Annotated in this window: 11 protein-coding genes; 9 read left to right on the top strand and 2 right to left on the bottom strand. The window is 47.6% G+C overall.

Annotated features, from left to right (window positions below; all coding sequences use genetic code 11):
- Nucleotides 1-190: 190 nt before the first annotated feature.
- From L0660_RS00730 to L0660_RS00720, 3 genes are read left to right on the top strand one after another with little or no spacing between them, the layout of a single operon-like run.
- The gene (locus L0660_RS00730) at nucleotides 191-3952 is read left to right on the top strand and encodes a PVC-type heme-binding CxxCH protein (protein WP_235156842.1); all 3762 of its coding nucleotides are present in this window, start codon (nucleotides 191-193) and stop codon (nucleotides 3950-3952) included.
- Nucleotides 3953-3962: 10 nt separating this feature from the next.
- Nucleotides 3963-4934 (top strand): arabinan endo-1,5-alpha-L-arabinosidase, encoded by a 972-nt coding sequence (locus L0660_RS00725; RefSeq protein ID WP_235156841.1) that lies wholly within the window; start codon nucleotides 3963-3965, stop codon nucleotides 4932-4934.
- Nucleotides 4935-4952: 18 nt separating this feature from the next.
- Entirely contained in the window at nucleotides 4953-5831 is an 879-nt protein-coding gene (locus L0660_RS00720) for an AraC family transcriptional regulator (protein WP_235156840.1), read from the top strand.
- A gap of 17 nt (nucleotides 5832-5848) precedes the next feature.
- On the opposite strand, the gene L0660_RS00715 is transcribed toward L0660_RS00720, so the two are convergent.
- Entirely contained in the window at nucleotides 5849-6166 is a 318-nt protein-coding gene (locus L0660_RS00715; RefSeq protein ID WP_235156839.1) for a nucleotidyltransferase domain-containing protein, read from the bottom strand.
- 489 nt (nucleotides 6167-6655) lie between these two features.
- Between L0660_RS00715 and L0660_RS00710 the strand changes: the two genes are divergently transcribed.
- From L0660_RS00710 to L0660_RS00685, 6 genes are all read left to right on the top strand, one after another.
- A complete protein-coding gene (locus tag L0660_RS00710) occupies nucleotides 6656-10489 on the top strand; it encodes a hydantoinase B/oxoprolinase family protein (protein ID WP_235157366.1) in 3834 nt (1277 codons plus the stop codon).
- A gap of 13 nt (nucleotides 10490-10502) precedes the next feature.
- The gene (locus tag L0660_RS00705; RefSeq protein WP_235156838.1) at nucleotides 10503-11666 is read left to right on the top strand and encodes an NRAMP family divalent metal transporter; all 1164 of its coding nucleotides are present in this window, start codon (nucleotides 10503-10505) and stop codon (nucleotides 11664-11666) included.
- Between the two features lie 201 nt (nucleotides 11667-11867).
- Entirely contained in the window at nucleotides 11868-14189 is a 2322-nt protein-coding gene (locus tag L0660_RS00700) for a S9 family peptidase (protein ID WP_235156837.1), read from the top strand.
- Nucleotides 14190-14273: 84 nt separating this feature from the next.
- Nucleotides 14274-17774 (top strand): PVC-type heme-binding CxxCH protein, encoded by a 3501-nt coding sequence (locus tag L0660_RS00695; protein WP_235156836.1) that lies wholly within the window; start codon nucleotides 14274-14276, stop codon nucleotides 17772-17774.
- A gap of 41 nt (nucleotides 17775-17815) precedes the next feature.
- Entirely contained in the window at nucleotides 17816-20806 is a 2991-nt protein-coding gene (locus tag L0660_RS00690) for a SusC/RagA family TonB-linked outer membrane protein (protein WP_235156835.1), read from the top strand.
- Between the two features lie 23 nt (nucleotides 20807-20829).
- On the top strand, nucleotides 20830-22413 hold the full coding sequence (locus L0660_RS00685) for a RagB/SusD family nutrient uptake outer membrane protein (RefSeq protein WP_235156834.1): 1584 nt from the start codon (nucleotides 20830-20832) through the stop codon (nucleotides 22411-22413).
- 170 nt (nucleotides 22414-22583) lie between these two features.
- Here L0660_RS00685 and L0660_RS00680 read toward each other — a convergent pair whose 3' ends face one another.
- Nucleotides 22584-23405 (bottom strand): DUF3800 domain-containing protein, encoded by an 822-nt coding sequence (locus tag L0660_RS00680; RefSeq protein ID WP_235156833.1) that lies wholly within the window; start codon nucleotides 23403-23405, stop codon nucleotides 22584-22586.
- Nucleotides 23406-23500: the final 95 nt, after the last annotated feature.

Genomic DNA, 23500 nt, shown 5'->3' with positions numbered 1-23500 from the left:
CAGCCTGAGCGGAGTCGAAGGCACGTGCACCATGCCGTTGACAAGCGTGTTACCAAGTAGCGCGCCTTCGACCGCCCGGCGGCCCGGTCCGCTCAGGCTGACAAAGCGTAGCTGGTGGATGGCTGACAAGGCGTGCTACTAGCAGCAACATACAACAAAGCATAAAACAAATAAGAGAACATAGAACTCAATGAAAACCAAAGCGTTATCCTTTATCCTTGGTATTGTCCTGCTGGGCTGTGCCTCTCAGCCTTCATCGCAGAACGCGTTGAAGAGCTCCTCGGCCAAGAGCGAGGCCGGAAAGGCGCGGCGTCTGGAAATCCTGTTTTTGGGAGACAACGGACACCATAAGCCTGCTGAACGCGTGCCGCAGATCATGGCTGCATTAGGCCCGAAAGGTTTCAACTTTACCTACACGGATAACCTGAATGACCTTAATCCTGAGACACTTAACAAATACGATGCCCTGATGCTTTATGCAAACTGGGATTCCATCGCACCGCAGCAAGCGAAAGCATTGCTGGATTACGTGGCGAGCGGAAAAGGCTTTATCCCCATCCACTGCGCTTCGTATTGTTTCCGCAACAATCCGGAAGTGGTGAAGCTGATAGGCGGCCAGTTTTGGAGACATACCTGGGACACCATTCAGCCTGTTTGGACAAAACCGGATCACCCTGCAATCGCTGGTGTGAAAGAGTTTAAAACAGTGGATGAAACCTATTTGCACGAAAAATTACAGCCTGATAACATTGTCCTGACGGAGCGTTTGATCCAGAAAGATCAGGAAAAAGACAGACCGGGACAGCAAAAAGAGCCTTACACATGGGTGAGAACGCACGGAAAAGGCCGCATTTTCTACACGGCTTATGGTCACGACGAACGCACCTGGTCGGTTCCTGGATTCCAGGATATGATTGAAAAAGGGATTCTTTGGGCGGTTAATGATGATGCAAGAAAATCATTGGCAGCTTTGGCGCCAAAACCTTTTGAATATCGTGCAGCCAAACTTCCTAATTACGAGCAGCGCCCTGGCCCGCAAATGCAGCAATTGCCTTTGTCGCCCGAGGAATCAGTAAAGCACATTCAAATTCCGGTTGACTTCACATTGGACGTTTTCGCGCATGAGCCAGACGTAATGCACCCGATCGCAATGACGTGGGATGAGCGCGGCAGATTGTTTGTTTTGATCACGAAAGATTATCCAAACGAGCGCAAAGACACAGGCGGAAGCGATTACATTTTGATCTGTGAAGACACGAATAAAGACGGTAAGGCCGATAAATTCACGAAATTCTCGGATGATCTGAGCATTCCGACAGGTCTTGTTTTTGCTAACGGCGGGATCATCGTTTCGCAAGCACCGCATATGTTGTTCTTGCAAGATACCAATGGCGATGATAAGGCTGATGTGAAAAAAATCCTCTTCTCAGGCTTTGGAACGGGTGATACGCACGCCGGACCTTCTAACCTGCATTACGGATTTGACAACTGGATCTACGGATCAGTGGGTTATTCAGGCTTCAAAGGCAAATTTGGAAGCGCCGATTCTTTGAACTTTGGACAAGCGCTTTTCCGCTTCAAGCCGGACGGAACGGATATGGAAATTGTTGCTAAAACCTCCAATAACACTTGGGGACTTGGTTTTAACGAAGCAGGCGATCTTTTTGGCTCAACAGCCAACAACTCGCACGGCTGGTATAGCGCCATTCCAAACCGTTATTTTGGTCAAAGCAAAGTAGACAACGGAAGCCGCAGCACGGATACGCATAAAGACATGCAGCCAATCACGCCAAAAGTGCGTCAGGTGGACGTTTTTGGCGGATTTACTGCCGCAGCCGGACATAATTTTTACACGGCAAGAGCATTTCCAAAGAAATATTGGAACAATGTTGCCTTCGTTTCTGAGCCTACAGGGCACATTTTGCACCAAAACATCATGAAGCCGAAAGGAACTGATTTTGAGGATGCATTAGGCTTCAATTTGCTGGCCGGTGCCGACGAATGGGTCGCGCCTGTGTTTGCAGAAGTTGGCCCGGATGGCGCTGTTTGGGTGGCCGACTGGTACAGCTACATTATCCAGCATAACCCGACACCAAAAGGATCTGAAAACGGAAAAGGAAATGCATATGAAACTGATTTGCGTGATTTTACACACGGTCGTTTGTATCGCATTGCCTGGAAAGATGCCCCAAAATATACGCCGATCGTTTTGAGCAAAGACCGTCCGGACGAGCTGGTTGCGACATTGAAAAACACCAACATGCTATGGCGCCGTCACGCGCAACGCCTTTTGGTTGAACGCGGAAACAAAGATGTTACGGGTAAATTGGTTGAGTTGGTTAAAGACAAAACCGTTGACGAAGTTGGCCTTAACACGGCTGCGATCCACGCATTATGGACATTGCACGGTCTGAAAGCGATTGAAGATCCAGCGGTTTTGGCTGCGGTTACCGAAGCATTGAAACACCCATCTGCTGACGTGCGCAAAACGGCCGTTCAGGTGTTGCCACGCAATCCTGCCACTGCGCAGACATTGCTTACTGCCGATGCATTGCACGACAAAGCACCGCTTGTAGTCTTGAATTCGCTGCTCGCATTCTCCGAAATTCCTTACACGCCGGAAGTTGAAACTGCGGTTTTGGGATTAATGGACACTTACGCAATGCCGGAAGATCGCTGGATGCCGGATGCTTTTGCAGCAGTTTTGAATGCTCAAAATGGCAAATTGCGTGAGAAATATCTCGCACAACGCGTAAGCAAATCGTCTGCAACTGCCGCTTCAACGCAGAAAGCAAGTGCAGATAAAGCCATGGACCACAGCAACATGGATCACAGCGCGCACACCGCAGCTGCGAAACCAACCGTGGAAGGATCTGCTGAACTAGCCATTACAAACATTACGATTGAGCCAAAAACGCCTTACGTTCGTGAATATGCGCGTGTGGTGATTGAAATTACAAACCAAGGTTCGGTTGCAGTTCCAAAAGAGCTTGTTCCGGTTGTGAATGTCGGCATCAGAAGCCGTTCATTGAACACGAATTACATCAGCCGCCAGCTTAACAGCGGCATCGCGCCGGGTGAAACTGTGAAACTGACTGAGGGAAATAACGGCCCCTGGAAATCAGGTTTTGGCTTCACTTCGGACGAATCGGGTAAAGTGAACATTACGGCGACGGTGGACGTGGACAATGTTGTTCCTGAAAAGGATGAGAACAAAAACAACACGATGACCAAAAGCTTCGAAGTGAAGCGTATGGACAAGCTTTCCGACTTCGCGTTGGAACGCGCAACACGCGGTTACACTTCGTATGCAAGCGGTGACGATGTTTTGAAAATGATCAAAACAGCACAAACGCTTGATCCGCAGGGACGCAACGCCATTATGAAAGGAATCGTAGGCGCTTGGAATCCAAAACGCAAGGAAACCGCAAACGAAGATGGCAAAACATTGCTTGCTTCGATCAAAGGCGACTTGCCGGATGATTTGAGCACACGTTTCACCACATTAATGGAATCATACGGCATCAAGGAAGATGTCGCAGTTGACCCGAATGTGCAGGTGGTTCAGATCAAAGCGATCCGCGAGGAAATGAAGTTTAGCTTAACCGAATTCACTGCCGTTGCAGGCAAAACGATTGAGCTGGTTTTTGAAAACCCGGATGCAATGCAGCACAATGTGGTTGTTGGAAAACCAAAATCAACTGAAATAATTGGTGCAGCCGCTGACAAAATGATCACTGTCAAAGACGGCGCTGAGAAAAACTACGTTCCAAACATTCCGCAAGTTTTGGCCGCAACGCCGCTCGTGAATCCAGGACAAACTTTCCGCCTGAAATTCGTAGTGCCTGACGTGGTGGGTGACTATCCTTACGTCTGCACATTCCCAGGTCACTGGAGATTGATGAAAGGCAATATGAAGGTCATCAAAGAGCAGGCGGTTTTGAGTAAATAACCTGAAATCAATGAAGCACATTGCTTTTCTGATACTAATCCTGGGCGCTAAAATATCCTGCGCCCAGGATTCTTTGTTTAAAAACATTCCTGCGCACGATCCCGTCATGATCCGCCAGGATGGAACTTACTATGTTTTCACGACAGGACGAGGCATAAGCGTCTGGTCGTCAAAGGATATGGAAAACTGGAAGAAGGAAAAGCCCATTTTTGCGTCCCCGCCCGAGTGGGCTGTAAAAGCAGTTCCTGGTTTCAAAGGGCACATTTGGGCACCGGACATTGTGTTTCATAATGGCCTGTATTATCTCTATTATTCTATCTCAACATTTGGCAAGAACCGCTCCTGTATTGGTGTCGCAACCAATAAAACCCTGGATCCTAAAAGTCCGGATTACCGCTGGACCGACCACCAGCAAGTCGTTGAATCTGTGCCTGGCCGGGATGAATGGAATGCGATTGATCCTAATTTTATTTTAGACGAAAACCAGCAGCCCTGGTTATCATTCGGCTCATTTTGGAATGGCATTAAGCTCGTCAAGCTCAATCAGGATGCAATGTCCATTGCGACAGATCCGCAGCAATGGCATACATTAGCAAGCGCTCCAAAGACCGCATCAAATTCAGAATCTGGCAATGGAGCCATTGAAGCGCCTTTTATCTTCAAAAAAAATAACTATTATTACCTTTTCGCCTCTTATGACTATTGCTGCCGCGGCGAAAAAAGCACTTACAAAATGCGCGTGGGCCGCGCGGAAAAACTGGCTGGTCCTTACATGGACAAGGCGGGAACGCCGATGAAAAATGGGGGCGGAACATTGCTGCTTGAAGGCGATAAAGATTGGCATGGCGTAGGCCACAATGCAGTTTGCACCTTCGATGGCACCGATTATCTGATATTTCATGGATACGACGCCAAAGACAAGGGCCGCTCGAAGCTGCGGATTGAGAAGTTGCGCTGGGAAGACGGCTGGCCGTTGTTATAATATGTTTAAAAAACGCAAATGAAAGTCGTTCAATTCACCATTCCGGTTTCCAAGGAGCACACCATTGTGGTGCAGGAAGACGTTTTGCCGCATTATTACAATCATTTGCACCGGCATCGGGAGGTTCAGATTGAATGGGTTGTGGAAGGCTCGGGTATTCTCATCGCCGGGAATTATATGCAGCGTTTTGAGTCGGGCGAGGTTTACATTATCGGTGCCAATCAGTCGCATATTTTCAAAAACGACGAAGCCTATTTCAATCCCGAAGAGAAAAAGCAAGTTCATTCCGTTTCCATTTTCTTCAATCCAACACAGCTCCACCAGAACATTCTAAGTCTGCCCGAAATGGCAAGTATCCGCAAATTCGTCGACGGCCTGCACAACGGTTACCAGATTCCGGAATCCGCATTGCCCATTGTTCAGAAAACGATTTCAGAATTAAAACAGAACAAAGACAGCATGCGCGTCGCGTCATTCATTTCGCTGCTGCATCTCTTCTCCACGATCCGCGACATTAAGCCGCTGGCCACCAACAACAGCGAGCAGATCATTTCCGAAGTCGAAGGAATCCGCATGGACCAGATTTTCCAATATCTGGTCAGCAACTACAAAAGGCACATTTCACTAGCCGAAATCTCAGAAATCTCCAACCTAACCCCACAGGCATTTTGCCGTTATTTCAAAAAACACACCGACAAAACTTTCATCAGCTTCCTCAACGAAGTCCGCGTCAACGAAGCCTGCAAAATCATCATTTCCGGCAAATTCGACAGCTTTTCAGACGTGAGTTATCAGACTGGGTTTGATAATGTGACGAATTTCAACCGCGTTTTCAAAAAGATCATGGGAAAAAGCCCGCGGGAGTTTCATAAGGATTTTCGCGAGCGAGTTGGGTAATATTTGTTGAAGAGAAGTTATGCAGCCACTTTCCCAATTTCTATCCCATATTTGATGATTTCATGCACAACCGGATTGGAGCTTTGGAAATCCTGAACGATAAATGGATGTGGTTCGATGCGCAGATCAATATTTCTCCGAAGTTTCATCATGGCAATCTGCGTTTCCATAATGTCTTCCGAACGGTCCAGCACCAACGCAATATCAATGTCGCTATCCAAATGACTATTGCCCTTTGCAAATGATCCAAAAAGAAAAGCCTGCTTCACCGGATAAGTCTGATTCACCAGATCGACATATTGCTGCGCGATTATAATTGCCTCTCTTTGATCCATGATCTTAATGTTTGAAGAGGGATATAATATTGGTAGCAAATTTAACATGCGTGTAAAACGCCAATCCCAGAGGGATATAATATTGGTAGCAAATTTGAAATCAGTGCAAAAACAATCCCGGAGGGATGTAATATCGGTAACAAAAACCGTTCGCAATCGCATCAAATCCCGGAGGGATGTAATAATGTACACGACGTTGCATCCCTCCGGGATTTGCGTTTTACGTTGATTTCCTCTTTTTCTACCAATCTTGCATCCCTCTGGGATTTGCATTTTTGCGCGCATGTTGACTTTGCTACTGATATTAAATCCCTTTGGGATTTTCCCTTGCTTACTTCATTTTCTCAAACCATTCACTCGTGTATTCCTCCTCCAAACTTACATAAAAATCAAAGCGAAGCCATTTTTCTGGTAACCATAGGTTTTATTTCAAATCTCCCCTATTTTGGGGCTTATCATTACTTTTTTGGTTTGGCTGGATTGGGAAAAATGGGTGGTTCTTTTTGGAAGATCTGGGTTGATACAGGCGGGACTTTTACGGATTGTCTGGCTGTGGATTTTGCGGGGAATAAAACGAGGCTGAAAGTGCTGAGCTCTGGCTGCGTGCGGGGGCGGATCATTGGTAAGCTGGCTGATAAAACTTTTCAATATGCGGCGTCCTGGTCGTTTGATGCGGGTTTACTGGAAGGTTATACATTGCATTTGCTGGAAAATGGTATGACTAGCAAAGTCATTTCTTTTGATTCTTCCAATCAAACATTTACGCTCGAAAATAAACTTCCATTTACTCAAAACACCGATTTTGAAATATTCAGTGGCGAAGAAGCACCTGTTCTTGCAGCGCGATTATTGACCCAAACAAAACTCACCGACACATTGCCTTCACTCGAAATGCGCCTCGGCACCACCCGGGGAACCAATGCATTACTCGAAAGGAAAGGAGCCAGAACGCTTTTAGTGGTCACAAAAGGCTTTAAAGACCTGCTTTACATTGGCAATCAGCAACGCCCTTCCCTGTTTCAACTCGATATTCCCGAGCCGAGATTACTTTATTCCGAAGTTCTGGAAATTGACGAGCGCTTGGACGCTTCGGGCAATGTGATCCGGGATTTGAACGCGGCGGATTTAACAACATTAGCATCTGCGGCAAACGCAGATTCCATTGCTATTTCCCTGCTGCATTCTTTTCAAAACAATGCGCACGAGCTGCTGGCTGAGAAAGCATTTTTAGAAAATGGGGCCAAATACATTTCTGCTTCTTCCAAGCTTTTTCCGTTCTCACATTATCTCCGCCGCACGCAAACAGCAGTGGTAAATGCTTATCTCGATCCGGTTTTAGATCAATATTTGGCTAACATTAAAAACTCGTTGGGCGGCATTCCATTGGGCGGCATTCCGCTGGGCGACAACTCGTTGGGCGGCACTCCGCTTAGAACTGGCAGCCTGAAAGTCATGACCAGCACGGGCAGTCTTTCCGAAGTGAGCGGTTTCCGGGCCAAAGACAGCTTGCTAAGTGGCCCGGCTGGTGGCATGGTGGCGGCGGCCAATGCTGGAAAACGCCTCGGATTCCCCAAATTGATCACATTCGATATGGGCGGCACGAGCACGGATACGGCGCTGATCGATGGGCGGCCGGAGCTGAAATACATCACCGAAATTGACGGCATCGAATTCCATAACCCGACATTGGCGATTGAAACGGTGGCGGCTGGCGGCGGTTCTGTTTGCTGGTTTGATGGATTTTCGCTGCAAGTCGGGCCGGAAAGTGCGGGGGCTTCGCCGGGGCCGGCATGTTATGGCACGGGCGGTCCGCTGACGATTACGGATGTGAATTTGCTTTTGGGCAAACTGGATGCTTCGAAATTTGGCATTCCCGTTCGGGCGGATGCTGCTTTGGCGGCGCTTCATAATTTGCAAAAAGGCATTGAATCGCAAACGGGCAATGTGCTTTCATTTTCGGAGCTGCTAACCGGCCTGGAAAGGATTGCGAATGAGAAAATGGCTGATGCGATCCGTAAAATCTCGGTTGAAAAGGGCATTAATCCTGCTGATTTTGCATTAATCACATTTGGCGGCGCTGGCGGATTGCACAGTTGCCAGCTGGCCGAATTGCTGGATATTCAAACCGTTATCATTCCTTACGACGCCGGACTTTTCAGCGCTGTGGGCATGGGCGAGGCGCTGATCAGCACCATTGTTTCCAAACAAATCCTGCTTCCCTGGAAAGAATCGGCGGATAAAATTGAACATTGGAAAAACGAATTGTTGCAGGAAGGCGCTGCAAATCTGCAAGATCAGGGCGTTACTGCATTCGAAACCGCTTTTTGCTATGTTTATCTTCGTTTTGCAGGACAGGAAAATACAATTGAAGTAAGTTATGAAGGCGCTGAAACATTGAATGCTTTTGAAAAACTTTACACGGCACAATTCGGCTATTTTCCCGCAAACCTGACCACTGAATTGGAAAGTTTAAAACTGATGATTCAGGAGAAAACGGCTCCTATTGCGCTGGAAACGATCATTAAGGAAGGAAATTCAGCGGATGCAATAAGAAGTGTAACGCCTTTATTTGAAACAAAATCATCTGAAACGGAAAAACCTGAGGCTCGTGATGCTGCTAACCTCTTCGAATGGGACAGACTCGCAGCGGGCGACCAACTCACCGGCCCAGCGATTTTATTGAACAACACTTCCACCGCCTACATCCCCAAAAACTGGAAACTGATCATCCAAAACAGCAAAGACGCGATTGCTTTCAAAACTTCGGAAACCAACATTACACGCGAAAAACAAAGCGAGGAAGTTGCGTTACAGCTTTTCACCAATCGTTTCAAATCCATTGCGGACGAAATGGGCTTGCAGTTGCAGCGGACTGCGTTCTCGGTGAATGTGAAAGAACGGCTCGATTTTTCGTGTGCGTTGCTGGACCAAGACGGTGAGTTGCTTGTGAATGCGCAGCATATTCCAGTGCATTTGGGCAGCATGGGGATTTGTGGGAGATTGGTGAAGGAGGCGATTGAGATCGGCCCCGGCGATGTGATTATTACGAATCATCCGAAATATGGCGGCTCGCATTTGCCGGATATTACATTGATTTCGGGCATTTTTACGGATGATAAAACTTGCATTGGTTACGTCATCAACCGCGCCCACCATGCCGAAGTCGGAGGGAAGACCCCTGGTTCCATGCCGCCGGATGCCACTTGTCTGGCTGAGGAAGGCGTCGTTATCTTGCCTCAATATCTGATCAAAAATAATGTGTTTCAGTGGGAAACCATCCGCGCACTTTTCACGGAAGGCCCCTATCCTACCCGGCATTTCCTGTCCAATGAAGCCGACATTATCGCCGCATTGTCTGCATTGAGGAAAGGCAGCGAGCAAATGTTGCGGCTGGTCGACATGCACGGATTGGAAACCGTCCGGAAATACATGCGGTTGCTGAAAGAAAATGCTGTGGCGCAGCTGCAAACCGCATTAATTCCGTTGCAAAACAAAACTTTCGAAGCAACCGAATTTTTAGATGACGGCCATCGCATTCAGGTAAAAGTTTCCATAACCGCTGAAAAGCAGGTTTTTGACTTTACTGGCACTTCTCATGTGCATCCCAATAACCTGAATGCAAACATTTCAATCCTGTACAGCGCGATTTTGTATGTGTTAAGGCTTTTGGTAAACAAAGAAATTCCGCTGAATGATGGCCTGATGAAGCACGTGGACATTATTTTGCCGGGTAACAGCTTCCTCCATCCCAACTTTTCCGACGATCCTTTACAATGTCCGGCCGTGGTTGGCGGGAACACGGAAGTGAGCCAGCGGTTGGTGGATACATTGCTCAAAGCGTTCGAATTGGCGGCATGCAGCCAGGGAACGATGAATAATTTCCTTTTTGGCGACGAGCAATTTGGCTATTACGAAACCATAGGCGGCGGAACCGGCGCCGGGCCGGGTTTTCACGGCCGTTCTGCCGTGCACCAGCACATGACCAACACGCGCATTACCGACCCCGAGCGGCTGGAACGCAAGTATCCGGTGCGTTTGCTGGAATTCGGGATTAGGAAAAATTCGGGTGGAAAAGGAACATTCATTGGCGGCAATGGCATCGTGCGAAAATTCGAATTTCTTAAACCATTGCGGCTCACATTATTGGGACAACACAGAAAATACGCACCTTACGGACTGAACGGCGGCGAAGACGGAAAATGCGGTGTGCACACATTGATCAGCAATGGTGAAACTTCATCATTGCCTGGAATATGCAGCCTGGAAGCTCAGAAGGACGATATTTTAATAATAGAAACGCCGGGTGGCGGAGGATTCGGTTGAAAATTGAAATAAAATGGCGAGTTCAAAATCCTCCAAAGCGCTCTTAGGCGCAGCATTTCTGATGGCGACCTCGGCAGTCGGACCGGGTTTTCTGACGCAAACGACAGTTTTCACACAGCAGCTCGCCACGAGTTTTGGCTTCATCATTCTCCTCACCGTCATTATTGACCTTTGCGCGCAATTTAATATCTGGCAAATCATCACCGTTTCGGGCAAGCGCGCGCAGGAACTGGCCAATGCATTATTTCCCGGATTAGGCTTCCTATTAGCGTTTCTGATCGTCCTCGGCGGATTTGCGTTCAACATTGGCAATGTGGCTGGCGCCGGTTTGGGCCTTGAAGCGATGACGGGCTTGAATGTGAAAGTCGGCGCTGTACTGAGCGCAGGCATGGCGATCGGGATTTTCCTTTTCAAAGAAGCGGGAAAAGCGATGGATATTTTCAGCCGCGTCCTCGGCACATTAATGATCGTTTTGATCTTATATGTTGCTTTTACGTCCCATCCGCCGCTCGCTGCCGCTTTGCATCACACGATCTTGCCCGAAAAATTTGATCCGATGGCCGCAGTAACATTGGTCGGCGGGACGGTCGGCGGATACATTTCGTTTGCGGGAGCGCACCGGTTGCTCGATAGCGGGATCAGCGGCGAAGCATCACTGCCGGAGGTCAACCGAAGCGCCGCAACGGGCATTTTGATCACAACCGTGATTCGTTATCTGCTCTTTCTGGCATCTTTGGGCGTGGTCATGTCCGGCGCGACCATTAATCCAGATAATCCCACCGCTTCCATCTTCGAACAAGCCGCTGGATCAGCCGGACGGCAGATTTTCGGTCTCGTCATTTGGAGCGCGGCCGTCACTTCTGTGGTTGGCGCTGCTTACACTTCCATTTCTTTTGTCCGTTCGTTCCACCCGTTTTTGGAAAAACACCACGCCGCGCTGACCATTATTTTTATTGCCACATCAACTGCCGTATTTACAATGATTGGCAAACCGGTGAAAGTGCTCGTCTTTGTCGGCACGCTGAATGGTTTTGTGCTGCCCGTTGCGCTGGCTATCCTGCTTATTGCAAGCGGAAAATCGCGCTTGATGGGGACGTATAAACATTCACGCGCGCTATTGGTTATGGGCTGGCTTGTGGTTGCGGCCATGACGGCCTTAGCAATCGGAATCTATTAACCTAGCGAGCCGGTGGGCTTACCGTTGTTTATTCTACACTTCCGCACATATCCCGAATTAAATCTGCTGTTTTAACCCAAAAGCAAAATCTAACATTGAAATAAGTTAATATCGGTAAAAAAGGGGCTAAATACCACGAAGTTTATTGCTTACCATAAAGGTAATTTTACCCATACGAAATTGAAGATAATCATTCCTAGTATGGCGCAATTTACCAGTCAAAAGCTTCAACTGCTGACCGTCTTTGCCAGCTCCCTGCTCTCCTTACTTTCACAGAAAAGTATGGCTCAGCAGCCTGCATTGGCACCTTATCATCCTGATGCTTCTGAAATCAGTGCTTCATACAAGCACATGGAGCGCATGGACTCGGTGACGAAAGGAACAGTTTTGAAAGCCTCGATCCAGCCTACGTGGCAGCCCGACGGACATTCATTTTGGTACAGAAATGTGTTAAAAGACAGCCTTACGGAGTACATTTTTGTCAATACACTAACGGGTAAAAAGACGAGTCCGCTCGATAAAAAAGAACTCGCAGGCGCGCTTTCCAAAGCACTGGATTCGACATTATCGGCTGACAAATTGCTGCTCAGCGAAATTTATTCAGACCCAAAAAACCAGACGCTTTTCGTACAGACAACGGGCAAATGGTTTGCATTCAATACCAAAACAAAAACCGCAAAAAAGCTTGAAAAATTGCCCCTCGAACGTCCCAAAGAAATAGGCTGGACGCGGGCAAGAAGTCGCTGGAGACCTTTTCGGGCGGACAGCATTTCGCCGGATAAAAAATTGACGGCTATCATTAGAAACGGGAATATTTATTTAACCAGAAAAGAAGAAAAAGACGCTCAGCAGCTCACATTCGAAGGAAATCCGCTGAAACCTTTTGGCGAACTGAGCTGGTCGCCGGATGGAAAATATCTGGTTGCTTACCGCATTACGCCGCATGAAGAGCGGCAGATCAGCATCATTATGTCGTCCTTGCCAAACACGACGCGTGGCGAGGTTAAAACGCGCGGTTATGCGCAACCCGGCGATGAATTTACGTCTTACGAAATGTTTGTGGTGAATGTTGAGAACAAACAGGTTACGAAAGTAAAATCAGACATTATCGACTTTTTCGAAGCGCCGGTTATTCGCTGGCGACATGGCGATAACACGCATTTTACTTACGAAAAAGTGGACCGCGGGCACCAGCGCTTCCGGGTGATCGATGTGGATGCGGCAAGCGGGAAAACGCGGAATGTGATTGATGAAAAAACGGAGACATTTATTTACCAAAACCTCATTTACACGCATTATCAACCCGAAAAGCACGAAATAATCTGGTCTTCTGAAAAAGACGGCTGGCGGCATTTGTATCTGGTGGATGAGCTTTCGGGCAAGATCAAAAACCCAATCACAAAGGGCAACTGGGTGGTTCGCGACATTGACAGCATTGATACGCAAAAGCGCGAAGTCTGGTTTCGGGCAAGCGGCATGAATGCGGACGAAGATCCTTATCACATTCATTATTACAGAATCAACTTCGACGGCAGCGGCCTCGTAAAATTGACCGATCATGCCAAAGCAACGCATCAGCTCACTTTTTCACCCGACCGCACTTACTATATTGACACATACTCAACGATGATGAGCCCGCCGGTTTCCGAGCTGCGGAAAACGGCGGACGGCTCATTGGTTACGAAACTGGAAGAGGCCGACATTTCGCAATATTTGTCGCTGGGCTTTAAGTTACCGGAGATTTTCAAGGCAAAAGGACGCGATGGTCAAACAGATATCTGGGGAATTGTATATCGCCCGAGCAAGTTTGATCCGACAAAAAAATATCCGATCATCGAGAACATTTATGCGGGTCCGCAGGATTCGTTTGTGCCCAAAGCATTCCGTTATTATGGTGAAATGCAGAGCCTTGCAGAGCTTGGATTTATCGTCGTGCAAATGGACGGCATGGGCACAGCTAACCGATCGAAAGCATTCCACGACATGTGCTGGAAAAATCTCGCAGATGCCGGTTTTCCTGACCGGATCGCCTGGATGAAGGCATTAGCAGCCCAATATGCTTACGTGGATTCGTCTCGGGTGGGCGTCTATGGCACATCAGCGGGTGGGCAGAATTCGCTTGGCGCATTGCTTTTTCACCCCAGTTTTTACGATGCGGCGGTTTCGGCTTGCGGCTGTCACGATAACCGCGTGGACAAGCAATGGTGGAACGAGCAATGGATGGGTTACCCGGTTGGCAAGCATTACGACGAACAATCCAACATTACCAATGCTGCCAAATTGCAGGGCGACTTGCTGCTGATTGTGGGCGAAGCGGACACCAATGTGCCACCGGAATCGACTTACCGCGTGGCGGATGCATTGATAAAAGCCAATAAAGATTTTGAATTGCTGGTGGTGCCGGGCATGGGCCACAGCGACGGCGGGACTTACGGAAGAAGGAAAAAGAGGGACTTTTTTGTAAACAAATTATTGGGGGTAACGCCTCCGAGCAGGAATAAAACAGACCTAACGCCACAGTAACACATAACAGACATCAGCCCGGAAACGGTGTAATGGATTGCAAAAATTGCAATAATCCAAACAGGAAACCTTTGCCCTTTTATAATGAAAAAATTACTGCTTTTACTCACCTGCTTCATCTTCATCAACAGCTGTACACGGAAATCTGGAACGGCCGTTCAAGTAAAGTCCAGTGAAGGGCGGCGCATTGAAATCCTGTTTCTGGGGCATGACAGCAAGCACCATTATTCGGAAAAATTCTTCCCGATGCTCGCACATCCGTTGTTCCAAAAAGGCATTAACCTGACTTACACTTCGGACTTAAATGCTTTGAATGCAGAGAATCTGGCGAAATATGATGGCTTAATGATCTATGCTAACCATAATGTGATCTCACCGGCGCAGGAAACTGCAATGAAGGAATTTGTGGAAGGCGGGAAAGCATTGATCCCATTGCATGCAGCTTCTTTTTGTTTTCAAAATTCTGATTGGTATATCAAAGCAGTCGGTGCGCAGTTCAGCACGCATGAATATGGCACATTCACTGCGCCGATCACGCAGCCAAACCACCCGGTGATGGCGGGCTTGAAAGAGTTTGAGACCTGGGACGAAACTTATGTGCACGCGAAAATCAATCCGGACATTAACATTTTGCAGGAACGTGTGGAAGGGACGCATCGCGAGCCTTGGACCTGGGTGCGGACGCAGGGAAAAGGCCGGGTGTTTTACACCGCATATGGCCACGACGAGCGCACCTGGAAGCAAAAAGGATTTCACGATCTGGTGTTGAATGGTGTGTTATGGGCAGTAAATGATGATGCAAAAGCCGCCTATGCAAGCTTGAAATTGCCAACGCCTGAATTCAAGGATGCCGACGTTCCGAATTACGAAAAACGCGATCCGGCTCCCAAATTCCAGTTGCCGATTTCGCCTGCCGAATCAGCAAAATTGATCCAGGTTCCGGTTGATTTTGATTTACAATTATTCGCATCCGAGCCCGACATTGTGAAACCCATTGCCATGGCCTGGGACGAAAAAGGCCGCTTATGGATCATTGAAACGGAAGATTATCCCAATGAGATCAGAACAGAGGACGGAACCGGAAAAGACCGGATCAAAATTTGCGAAGACACCAACGGCGACGGCAAGGCTGATAAGTTTACCGTTTTTGCAGACGGCCTGAACATTCCGACCAGCATCACATTTGCCAACGGCGGCGTGATCGTTGCCCAAGCGCCGCATTTCATTTTCCTGAAAGACACCAACGGGGACGACAAAGCGGACATTCGCGAAAACATCATCAGCGGCTGGGGCAAAAGCGATACGCACGCCGGGCCATCCAATTTGAAATATGGCCTCGATAACAAGATCTGGGGCGTGCTGGGTTATGCGGGTTACCGCGGGACGGTGAATGACAAGCCGGTGAATTTCAGCCAGGGCATTTATACATTTGATGTCGATGGCAAAAACCTCGAATACATTGGCCGGACGTCCAATAACACCTGGGGATTGGGTTTTTCGGAGGATTTTGAAGTGTTTATTTCAACGGCTAATGGCAATTACAGCGGACATTTCGCGATGCCATTGGAATATGTAAAACGCTCCGTCGCGGACGGTTCGGGCAACACGGTTTACAAGCTCGATTCGCATTACGATATGAATTATATGACGCCTGCATTGCGTCAGGTGGATTTTCATGGCGGCTTTACGGCTGCGGCGGGCCACAATCTTTATACGGCAAGAAATTTCCCAAAACAATATTGGAACGCAACTGCATTTGTCTGCGAGCCGACCGGCCGATTGCTTTATCAGGCCATGTTGAAGCCAAATGGCGCGGGTTATAAGGAGAAAAACGGTTTCAATTTGCTGGCAAGCTCGGACGAATGGTTTTCGCCGGTTCATGCGGAAGCGGGGCCGGATGGCGCCGTTTGGGTGGCGGATTGGTATAGTTTCATCATTCAGCATAACCCCACCCCGCGTGGTTTTGAAAATGGAAAAGGCAATGCATACATCAACCCGTTGCGGGACAATAAGCACGGACGTATATACAGGGTCGTTTATAAACATGCAAAACCTTATCAACCGGTAAAACTGGATAAAAATGATCCCGTCGGACTTTTGGCAGCATTGAAAAATGACAACATGTTCTGGCGTACAACAGCACAGCGATTGATCGTAGAAGCGCAGCACAAAACATTGGTTCCTGAGCTGATTAAGTTGGTTAATGATCAATCTGTGGATGAAATTGGATTGAACAGTCCTGCCGTGCATGCGCTCTGGACATTGCAGGGATTGGGCGCGCTGGATGGCTCGAATGAGGAGGCATATCACACGCTGGTTCGTGCGGTGCGGCATCCGGCTGCGGGCGTTCGCAAGAATGCCGTGAAGCTTTTGCCAAGAAACGATAAAACGCTTTCTGCATTGAAATGGACGAATTCTTTGAATGATCCTGATTTGAAAGTCCGACTTGCCGCGATTCAAGCATTGACGGATTTGCCGGCCTCTGAGGAAATTGGAAAAATGCTTTATCTCGCAGGCCAAGATTCGGAGAATGCGGCGGATGAATATTTGCAGCAAGCTATTTTTTCTGGTGTGATCAAGCATGAAGCAGGGTTTAAAAATGCAGCTGCGAAACTGAAAGATTCCACATTAACCGCCCGCATTGAGCGTGGTTTGATCCAGGAAACATATGTGCTGAACCTTTGGTCGCCACCGATTTTCCCGCCGGACATTACCAACAAAGAAATCACCATTAAAGCCATTATTACCAAAGCCGACGAAGCATTATCGGGCGTTGTGGCCTCGCAAGGCAACAAGGAGAATGGTTACAGTCTTTATATGAATGAGGGAAAACTGCATTGGCTGATCAAACAGGATGGCAAAGCTTATGACATTTATTCAAACCAAACATTGCCAACAGAGCGCTTTAATGCCGTAGCAAAATTATCCGAAGGCGGTGAAATGACATTGGCAATCGAAGATGAAACACCCATTAAGGGCAAAGCAGCATCACTTTTCACCAAACCATTCAACCCCGACGACATCCGCCTCGGCCGCGACTTACGTGACGAAAACCGCGTCGGCGATTATCCAGAAAATTTCAGGTTAAGAGGCTGGCTGGATGTGAAAAGCACGATGCAACTGAACCAGGTTTCGAAAGATAAATCAGAGAAAAAAGTGCCCGCAACGCCGGTTGCCAAGCCGGATTCGGTTGGAAAAGGCAAAGGAACGCCGGTGACGATCAACCTGAAAGTGATTGAGCATGAAATGAAATTTGATAAAAAGACATTTACCGTAAAACCCGGCCAAAAAGTCTCGATACGCTTCACTAATCCTGATTTTATGCAGCATAACCTGCTTATCGCTGCTCCGGGAAGTCTGGAAAAAGTGGGTGCGGCTGCGGATTTGCTGGCGCGTGAGAGCAATGCCATTGAATTGAATTACATTCCAAAAATGCCCGAAGTCCTTCATTCCACTGAATTGATCAGTCCGGAAGGTAGCACCACGCTTGTTTTCATAGCTCCCGAAAAACCCGGCGATTATCCTTTCCTGTGCACCGTCCCGGGCCATTGGCGGATTATGAATGGAATTATGAAAGTTCAGTAACCCAGCTAACTAAAATTTTACCACCATCTAACTTTTGACACATGAATAAACAATTATCCAGACTTATTCAGGAAGTGGCCTGTTACCTGCTTTGCAGCGTAGCGATGCTGCTCGTCCTGCCGGCCCATGCACAGGCAGCCGATCGCCAGATTACCGGAAAAGTGGTTTCAGCGGAAGACAAAAATCCGCTCCCGGGTGTGACCATTATTGTAAAAGGAAATAACACGATAGGAACTGCAACGGATGCCGAAGGAAAATTCAAAATGACCGTTCCTGAGGATGCAACGCTGATTTTGAGCTACATTGGTTACACGAGCCAGGAAGTTGTTGTGGGCACCCAAAACGATTTCAACATTGAAATGGCTTCTGACCAAAAGCAGCTTACGGAAGTGGTCGTGATCGGTTACGGAACCCAGAAAAAGGGCGACATTACGAGTTCAGTTGCGAGCATTAAGCGTGAAGATTTTATCAAAGGAACCGTTCGCGATGCTGCACAGTTGATCCAGGGAAAAGTGGCCGGCTTACGCATTACAACGCCCAGCGGCTCACCAACTTCCAACACCCAGATTAACCTTCGCGGGATCAACTCCATCAACGGAACGTCAAACCCGTTGATTTTAATCGACGGAATTCCCGGCGGCCTGAACACGGTTGCGCCCGAAGACATTGAATCTGTGGATGTTTTGAAAGATGGTTCTGCGGCTGCGATTTACGGAACACGCGCAACCGGCGGTGTAATCCTGATCACAACCCGCAAAAACCGCGGCAACAACACGCGCTCAACAGTGGAATATTCCAATTACGTGAACATTCAGACCATTGCACGCAGGCCGAAACTGCTTACCGGCGATGATTACCGTCAGAAAATCAGCGAAGGCATTGACTACACAGATTACGGCGGCAACACCGACTGGCTCGACGAGATCATGCAAAATCCCCTCAGCCACAACCATAACCTGACATTCTTTGGCGGAAACAGCACGACAAACTTCACGGGTTCTGTGAATTACAGGAACTGGGAAGGGATCTTTTTGAGATCGGGTCAAAACCGTTTTACAGGCCGCGCCGACCTTAATCATGCTATGTTTGATAATAAATTGAAAACAAACATTCAGATCATTAACCGTATAACTTCCTCTAACGGAGCGGTTTCGCCGAATAATAATGATGCACTTTATGGCTATGCCTATCGCCAGGCCATGATCCGCAACCCGACGGACCGTGTGCGCACGGAAACGGGCGCATGGCAGGAAAGGGATGGTTATTTTTATGAAAACCCGGTTTCCCTTTTGAACGAATCGAACTACGAAGCGAAGTTCAAAGAAATGCGGATGAGCGGAAGCCTGGACTATGCGCCGATCGCCGATTTGAATTTCAAATTATTGGTTTCCAATGTTCAAAACAGCAACCTTGAAGGCGGTTCCACAACATTTAACCACACCGCAACGCGGCTGAGTAACCAGAATGCAACGGCATTCAGAGGCACGCAGGCCAACAACGAAAACCTGCTTGAACTTACCGGAAATTATGCCAAATCATTTGGTAAGCATCGCTTTACATTGTTGGGCGGATACAGCTGGCAGGATGCAACTTATGAGGCATTTGATGCAAGCAACTGGGATTTTCCGACAGATGCTTACGATTGGAACAACCTTGGCGCAGGCGGCGCTTTGCAAAAAGGACAAGCCGGCATGTCGAGTACGAAGAACAAATGGCAGCTAGCCGGGTTCTTTGGCCGTTTGACTTACAGCATGGATGAGAAATATCTTTTCATGGCCAGCGTGCGTCGCGAAGGTTCTTCCAGATTTGGGATTAACAACCAATGGGGAACATTTCCTGCCGCTTCGGTGGGTTGGAGAATCAGCAAGGAGCGCTTTATGGAAGGACTTCCGGGCGTTTCTGAGATTAAGGTTAGAGCCGGGATTGGTGTGACGGGAACCATTGCGAGTGACCCTTATTTGTCACAGATCAGCTATAATTTCAGTCGTGAAGATGGGGCCTTTATTGGTGGGAAATGGGTTCCAGGATTTATTCCGGCGCGTAACTTCAACCCGGATCTGCGTTGGGAGAAAAAGGAAGAGGTGAATGCGGGCGTTGACTTTGGTTTTCTCAAAAACAGGATCAATGGTTCGATTGATTTTTACAGCCGCAAGGTGAAAGATCTGCTTTATGATTTCCCTGTTCCCGTGCCTCCTTATTTGATCGGTTCCATGCTGATCAATGCAGGAACCATGAAAAATGAGGGAATGGAAGTACTTTTGAACATTGTGCCTGTTCAAACGGCTAACTTCCAATGGAACACAGGCTTCACTTATTCTACCAACCGGAACAAACTGGTAAGTCTTTCAAATGACCAATTCCAAGCTGCTAACGACTTTTTTGATGACGGTTACACAGGAGAGCCAATCCAGGTTTCGACGCACCGCGTGAAAGTGGGCGAGCCGATCGGACGGTTTTTTGTTTGGAAAAGTGTAGGCATTGATGAAAAAGGCGCCTGGCTGGTTGAAAACAAGGATGGCGAGGTGATTCCTATTGCTAATGCGACACCGGAAGACCGCCAGTATTATGGAAATGGAATTCCAAAGCACAATGTAGGCTGGAACAACTCGGTTCGTTACAAAAACTTTGACCTGGCTGTTAACATGCGCGGCGCATTCGGATTCGACATTCTGAATTTCCAGAGCATGTTTTATAACAACACAAGAAACAAGGCTTATAATATGCTGAAAACGGCGTACGATCCGATCGACGGCAAAGTGCTTAATAATGAGCTTGTTTATGTTTCCAATTACATTGAAAAAGGCGATTACTGGAAAATCGACAACGTCACATTTGGCTACACCCTGCCTACTTTGAAAGGCTTGAAAAACGCCCGCATCTTCGTTTCGGGCCTTAACCTGGCGACCATCACCGGCTACACCGGCGTTGACCCGGAAGGCGTAGACATGACGGGTTTTGCCCCGGGAAGTGACCAGCGCGACAAATATCCGACAACCCGGACATTCACAGCAGGCCTAAGTGTAACATTCTGATCCACAGCAAACTTTTTGAAAAAATGATTAATAAAAGTAAAATATACATCGTCCTCGCATCCATGATGGGTGCGGCCACGCTCTACTCCTGCAACGACCTCGAAGAACAGGTTTATTCAGAAGTGTTATCGAGCACTTACCAGCCAACCGAAAAAGACCTTCCAGCGATTGTAGCGCCTGTTTATTCGTCCCTTCGCGGGTTAATGTTAGGCTGGCAGGGTTATTTTGACTTGCAGGAAGAAGCAGCCGACGCCATCGTAACGCCCGTTCGCCCGAATGGCTGGGATGATGGCGGAACCTATCGCCGGATGCACCAGCACACCTGGACTTCGCTGCAATGGCAGCCGGAAAACGCATGGCAAAGCTCATTCCGCAGCATTACCACGGCAAACAGGGTTTTATCTCAAATTGCAGAGGGCGAAATTCCTTTGACCGCAGGCAAAGTAGAAGTGGAAGCTGAGTTGAGAGCTGTCCGCGCATTGGCTTACTATCTTTTGCTGGACAACCACGGGAATGTGCCGATTGTGACTGATTTCAAGGACATTAATTTACCAAAACAAAACACGCGCAAGGAAGTGTATGATTTTGTGGTAAAAGAATTGCTTGAAGTGATGCCTAACCTGAGCGAAAATGCGTCGACGACTTACGGTCAGCTGAACCGTTGGGGTGCGAAAGCACTTTTGGCAAAAATATATTTGAATGCGCAAGTTTACACCGGCACGCCGGAATGGGAAAAGGCCATTGCGCAAGCTGACGATGTGATCAAAAGCGGCAAATATGTGCTGGACGCTAATTATTCGGATGTTTTCACCTGGACCAATTTCAATTCCAAAGAGATCATTTTCGCGATTCCTTACGATGAAATTTACGGAACCGGCAACCAGATCCACATGAAAACGCTCGATCCATTGAGCCGCACCGTGTATCCGATGAATGCAGGTCCGTGGGGTGGAAACTGCGCCGTGCCACAATTTATCGACACCTACGACGCCGAAGACAGCCGCCTCGCCGACACCTGGGTGATGGGTCCGCAAAAGAACGCAACAACCGGAGCAGTCGTCATCACTTATTCCAAAACAGTCCCCAGCATTGAAAAAACGGCTTCGAACGACGGTTACCGCATTGGAAAATACAAAATCAAGCCTAATGCAACCGGCAGTCTGGACAACGATTTCCCATTGCTTCGCTATGCAGATGTGATGATGATCAAAGCCGAAGCACTTTTGCGCACCGGCAAGGCCGCCGAAGCAGCGACCATCGTAACCGAAGTCCGCAAACGCGCATTCAAAGCCAACCCTGCAAAAGCAACCGTAACCGCGGCAGATCTGGCAAAAGGCAGTCGCTATAATTACGGTTATCAGGCCACGGACGGCACCATTACCGAGCGCCAGGGCGGAGACGATGTGAAATTCGGACGGTTTTTGGATGAGCTCGGCTGGGAATTCGCAGCAGAAGCGCACCGCCGCCAGGATTTGATACGGTTTGGTATATACGAAACCAAAAAATGGTTCAATCACCGCCCTAACGCCCAGCAACGCGCCCTGTTCCCGATCCCGCAAACAGAGCTGGACAAAAACACAAACCTGAAACAAAACCCAGGCTATTAACAAAAACTTTAAACAAGGTTAGGTAATAAGCTCCTGCTCCCGACTCTGTTGGTGAGCAGGATTTTTTTGTATTCTATGATTATATTTCCATCTTTGTATCAGCCTGTTATGCATGAAGGTCGGCTCCACGCCGTTGAAGGGTATCCTTCTTAGTGCACTTACGGGCTTTTTTATGGGATAAAATTCAGTTTTGTAAGCTTATTTTTCCGACCATAGTAATTTCCTGACTTGCCGTCTTCAAGCCGGTACTTTTCAAAATCATACAAGTCTATTACTAAGCCAATTTGGTCGCTAATGTAATCGTAATAGCGTGTCTCGCCTTTTTCGAAAACACGCTGAACAGCCCAGCAGAAGTAATCAGCAATGTTGAGTAGCGGTTCCGTTGTAGGATGCTGCACATTGAAAACAACTCGGCAATCACTTGATTTGTCAGGAGATTTTGTTTTTGATCGTTCAATTGATTTATCTAGTCCTTTCTGCAAATTGACATGCGTGGTGCATTGTGATCGGTGTGCAATGTTAAGGACAAGATTTTCATACTTGTTCAGTTTGTTTTTAAGTAAATGAGACAATAAGTCGGCATAGAATTCTGCTTCCCTACCATTGTGTTTGTTTTGATAAACACTATATATTTTCCTGGCTACAATTGCTTCAAAACTACAATCGACACTTTTAATAAAATCAAATACTATTTTTCTAACCTCTGGAATGTCATCTTTTGCATGTAAATAAAAGCCGATCTTATCCTTCCTTTTCTGAATGCTGGGGATGCAATCAAAATAAGTATCATCTGCAATCTGGATTTGCAGATCAATGACTTTCTGCCTTATAGCATTAAGTGGCTCGTTTATTTTTAACATTCCAAGGATAAAGCATTTTGAAACGCCATCATTCCCGACAATTGGCGTGTTACCTTTGCCATAGAAAGTAGTATCGCCTGCTTCGTCCAGAAAACGATGATATTGAAAAAGAGGTGAATTCTCGTGTCCCATTAAAATTATAGTGCGTGATAAAAAACACCTCAATTAAGTAAATTATTTCTCATCTTTCAAATCTGAAATAAAAGCAGAGAAAGCCGAATACCAAC

Origin of the sequence: Dyadobacter sp. CY351 (assembly GCF_021502625.1) — a bacterium.
Classification (GTDB): Bacteria; Bacteroidota; Bacteroidia; order Cytophagales; family Spirosomataceae; genus Dyadobacter; species Dyadobacter chenhuakuii.
This window is presented reverse-complemented; position numbering and strand designations above follow the sequence as displayed.

Coding starts and splice junctions, on each gene's coding strand:
- L0660_RS00730 (WP_235156842.1), top strand. CDS start 191: ATGAAAACCAAAGCGTTATCCTTTATCCTTGGTATTGTCCTGCTGGGC.
- L0660_RS00725 (WP_235156841.1), top strand. CDS start 3,963: ATGAAGCACATTGCTTTTCTGATACTAATCCTGGGCGCTAAAATATCC.
- L0660_RS00720 (WP_235156840.1), top strand. CDS start 4,953: ATGAAAGTCGTTCAATTCACCATTCCGGTTTCCAAGGAGCACACCATT.
- L0660_RS00715 (WP_235156839.1), bottom strand. CDS start 6,166: ATGGATCAAAGAGAGGCAATTATAATCGCGCAGCAATATGTCGATCTG.
- L0660_RS00710 (WP_235157366.1), top strand. CDS start 6,656: ATGGGTGGTTCTTTTTGGAAGATCTGGGTTGATACAGGCGGGACTTTT.
- L0660_RS00705 (WP_235156838.1), top strand. CDS start 10,503: ATGGCGAGTTCAAAATCCTCCAAAGCGCTCTTAGGCGCAGCATTTCTG.
- L0660_RS00700 (WP_235156837.1), top strand. CDS start 11,868: ATGGCGCAATTTACCAGTCAAAAGCTTCAACTGCTGACCGTCTTTGCC.
- L0660_RS00695 (WP_235156836.1), top strand. CDS start 14,274: ATGAAAAAATTACTGCTTTTACTCACCTGCTTCATCTTCATCAACAGC.
- L0660_RS00690 (WP_235156835.1), top strand. CDS start 17,816: ATGAATAAACAATTATCCAGACTTATTCAGGAAGTGGCCTGTTACCTG.
- L0660_RS00685 (WP_235156834.1), top strand. CDS start 20,830: ATGATTAATAAAAGTAAAATATACATCGTCCTCGCATCCATGATGGGT.
- L0660_RS00680 (WP_235156833.1), bottom strand. CDS start 23,405: ATGGGACACGAGAATTCACCTCTTTTTCAATATCATCGTTTTCTGGAC.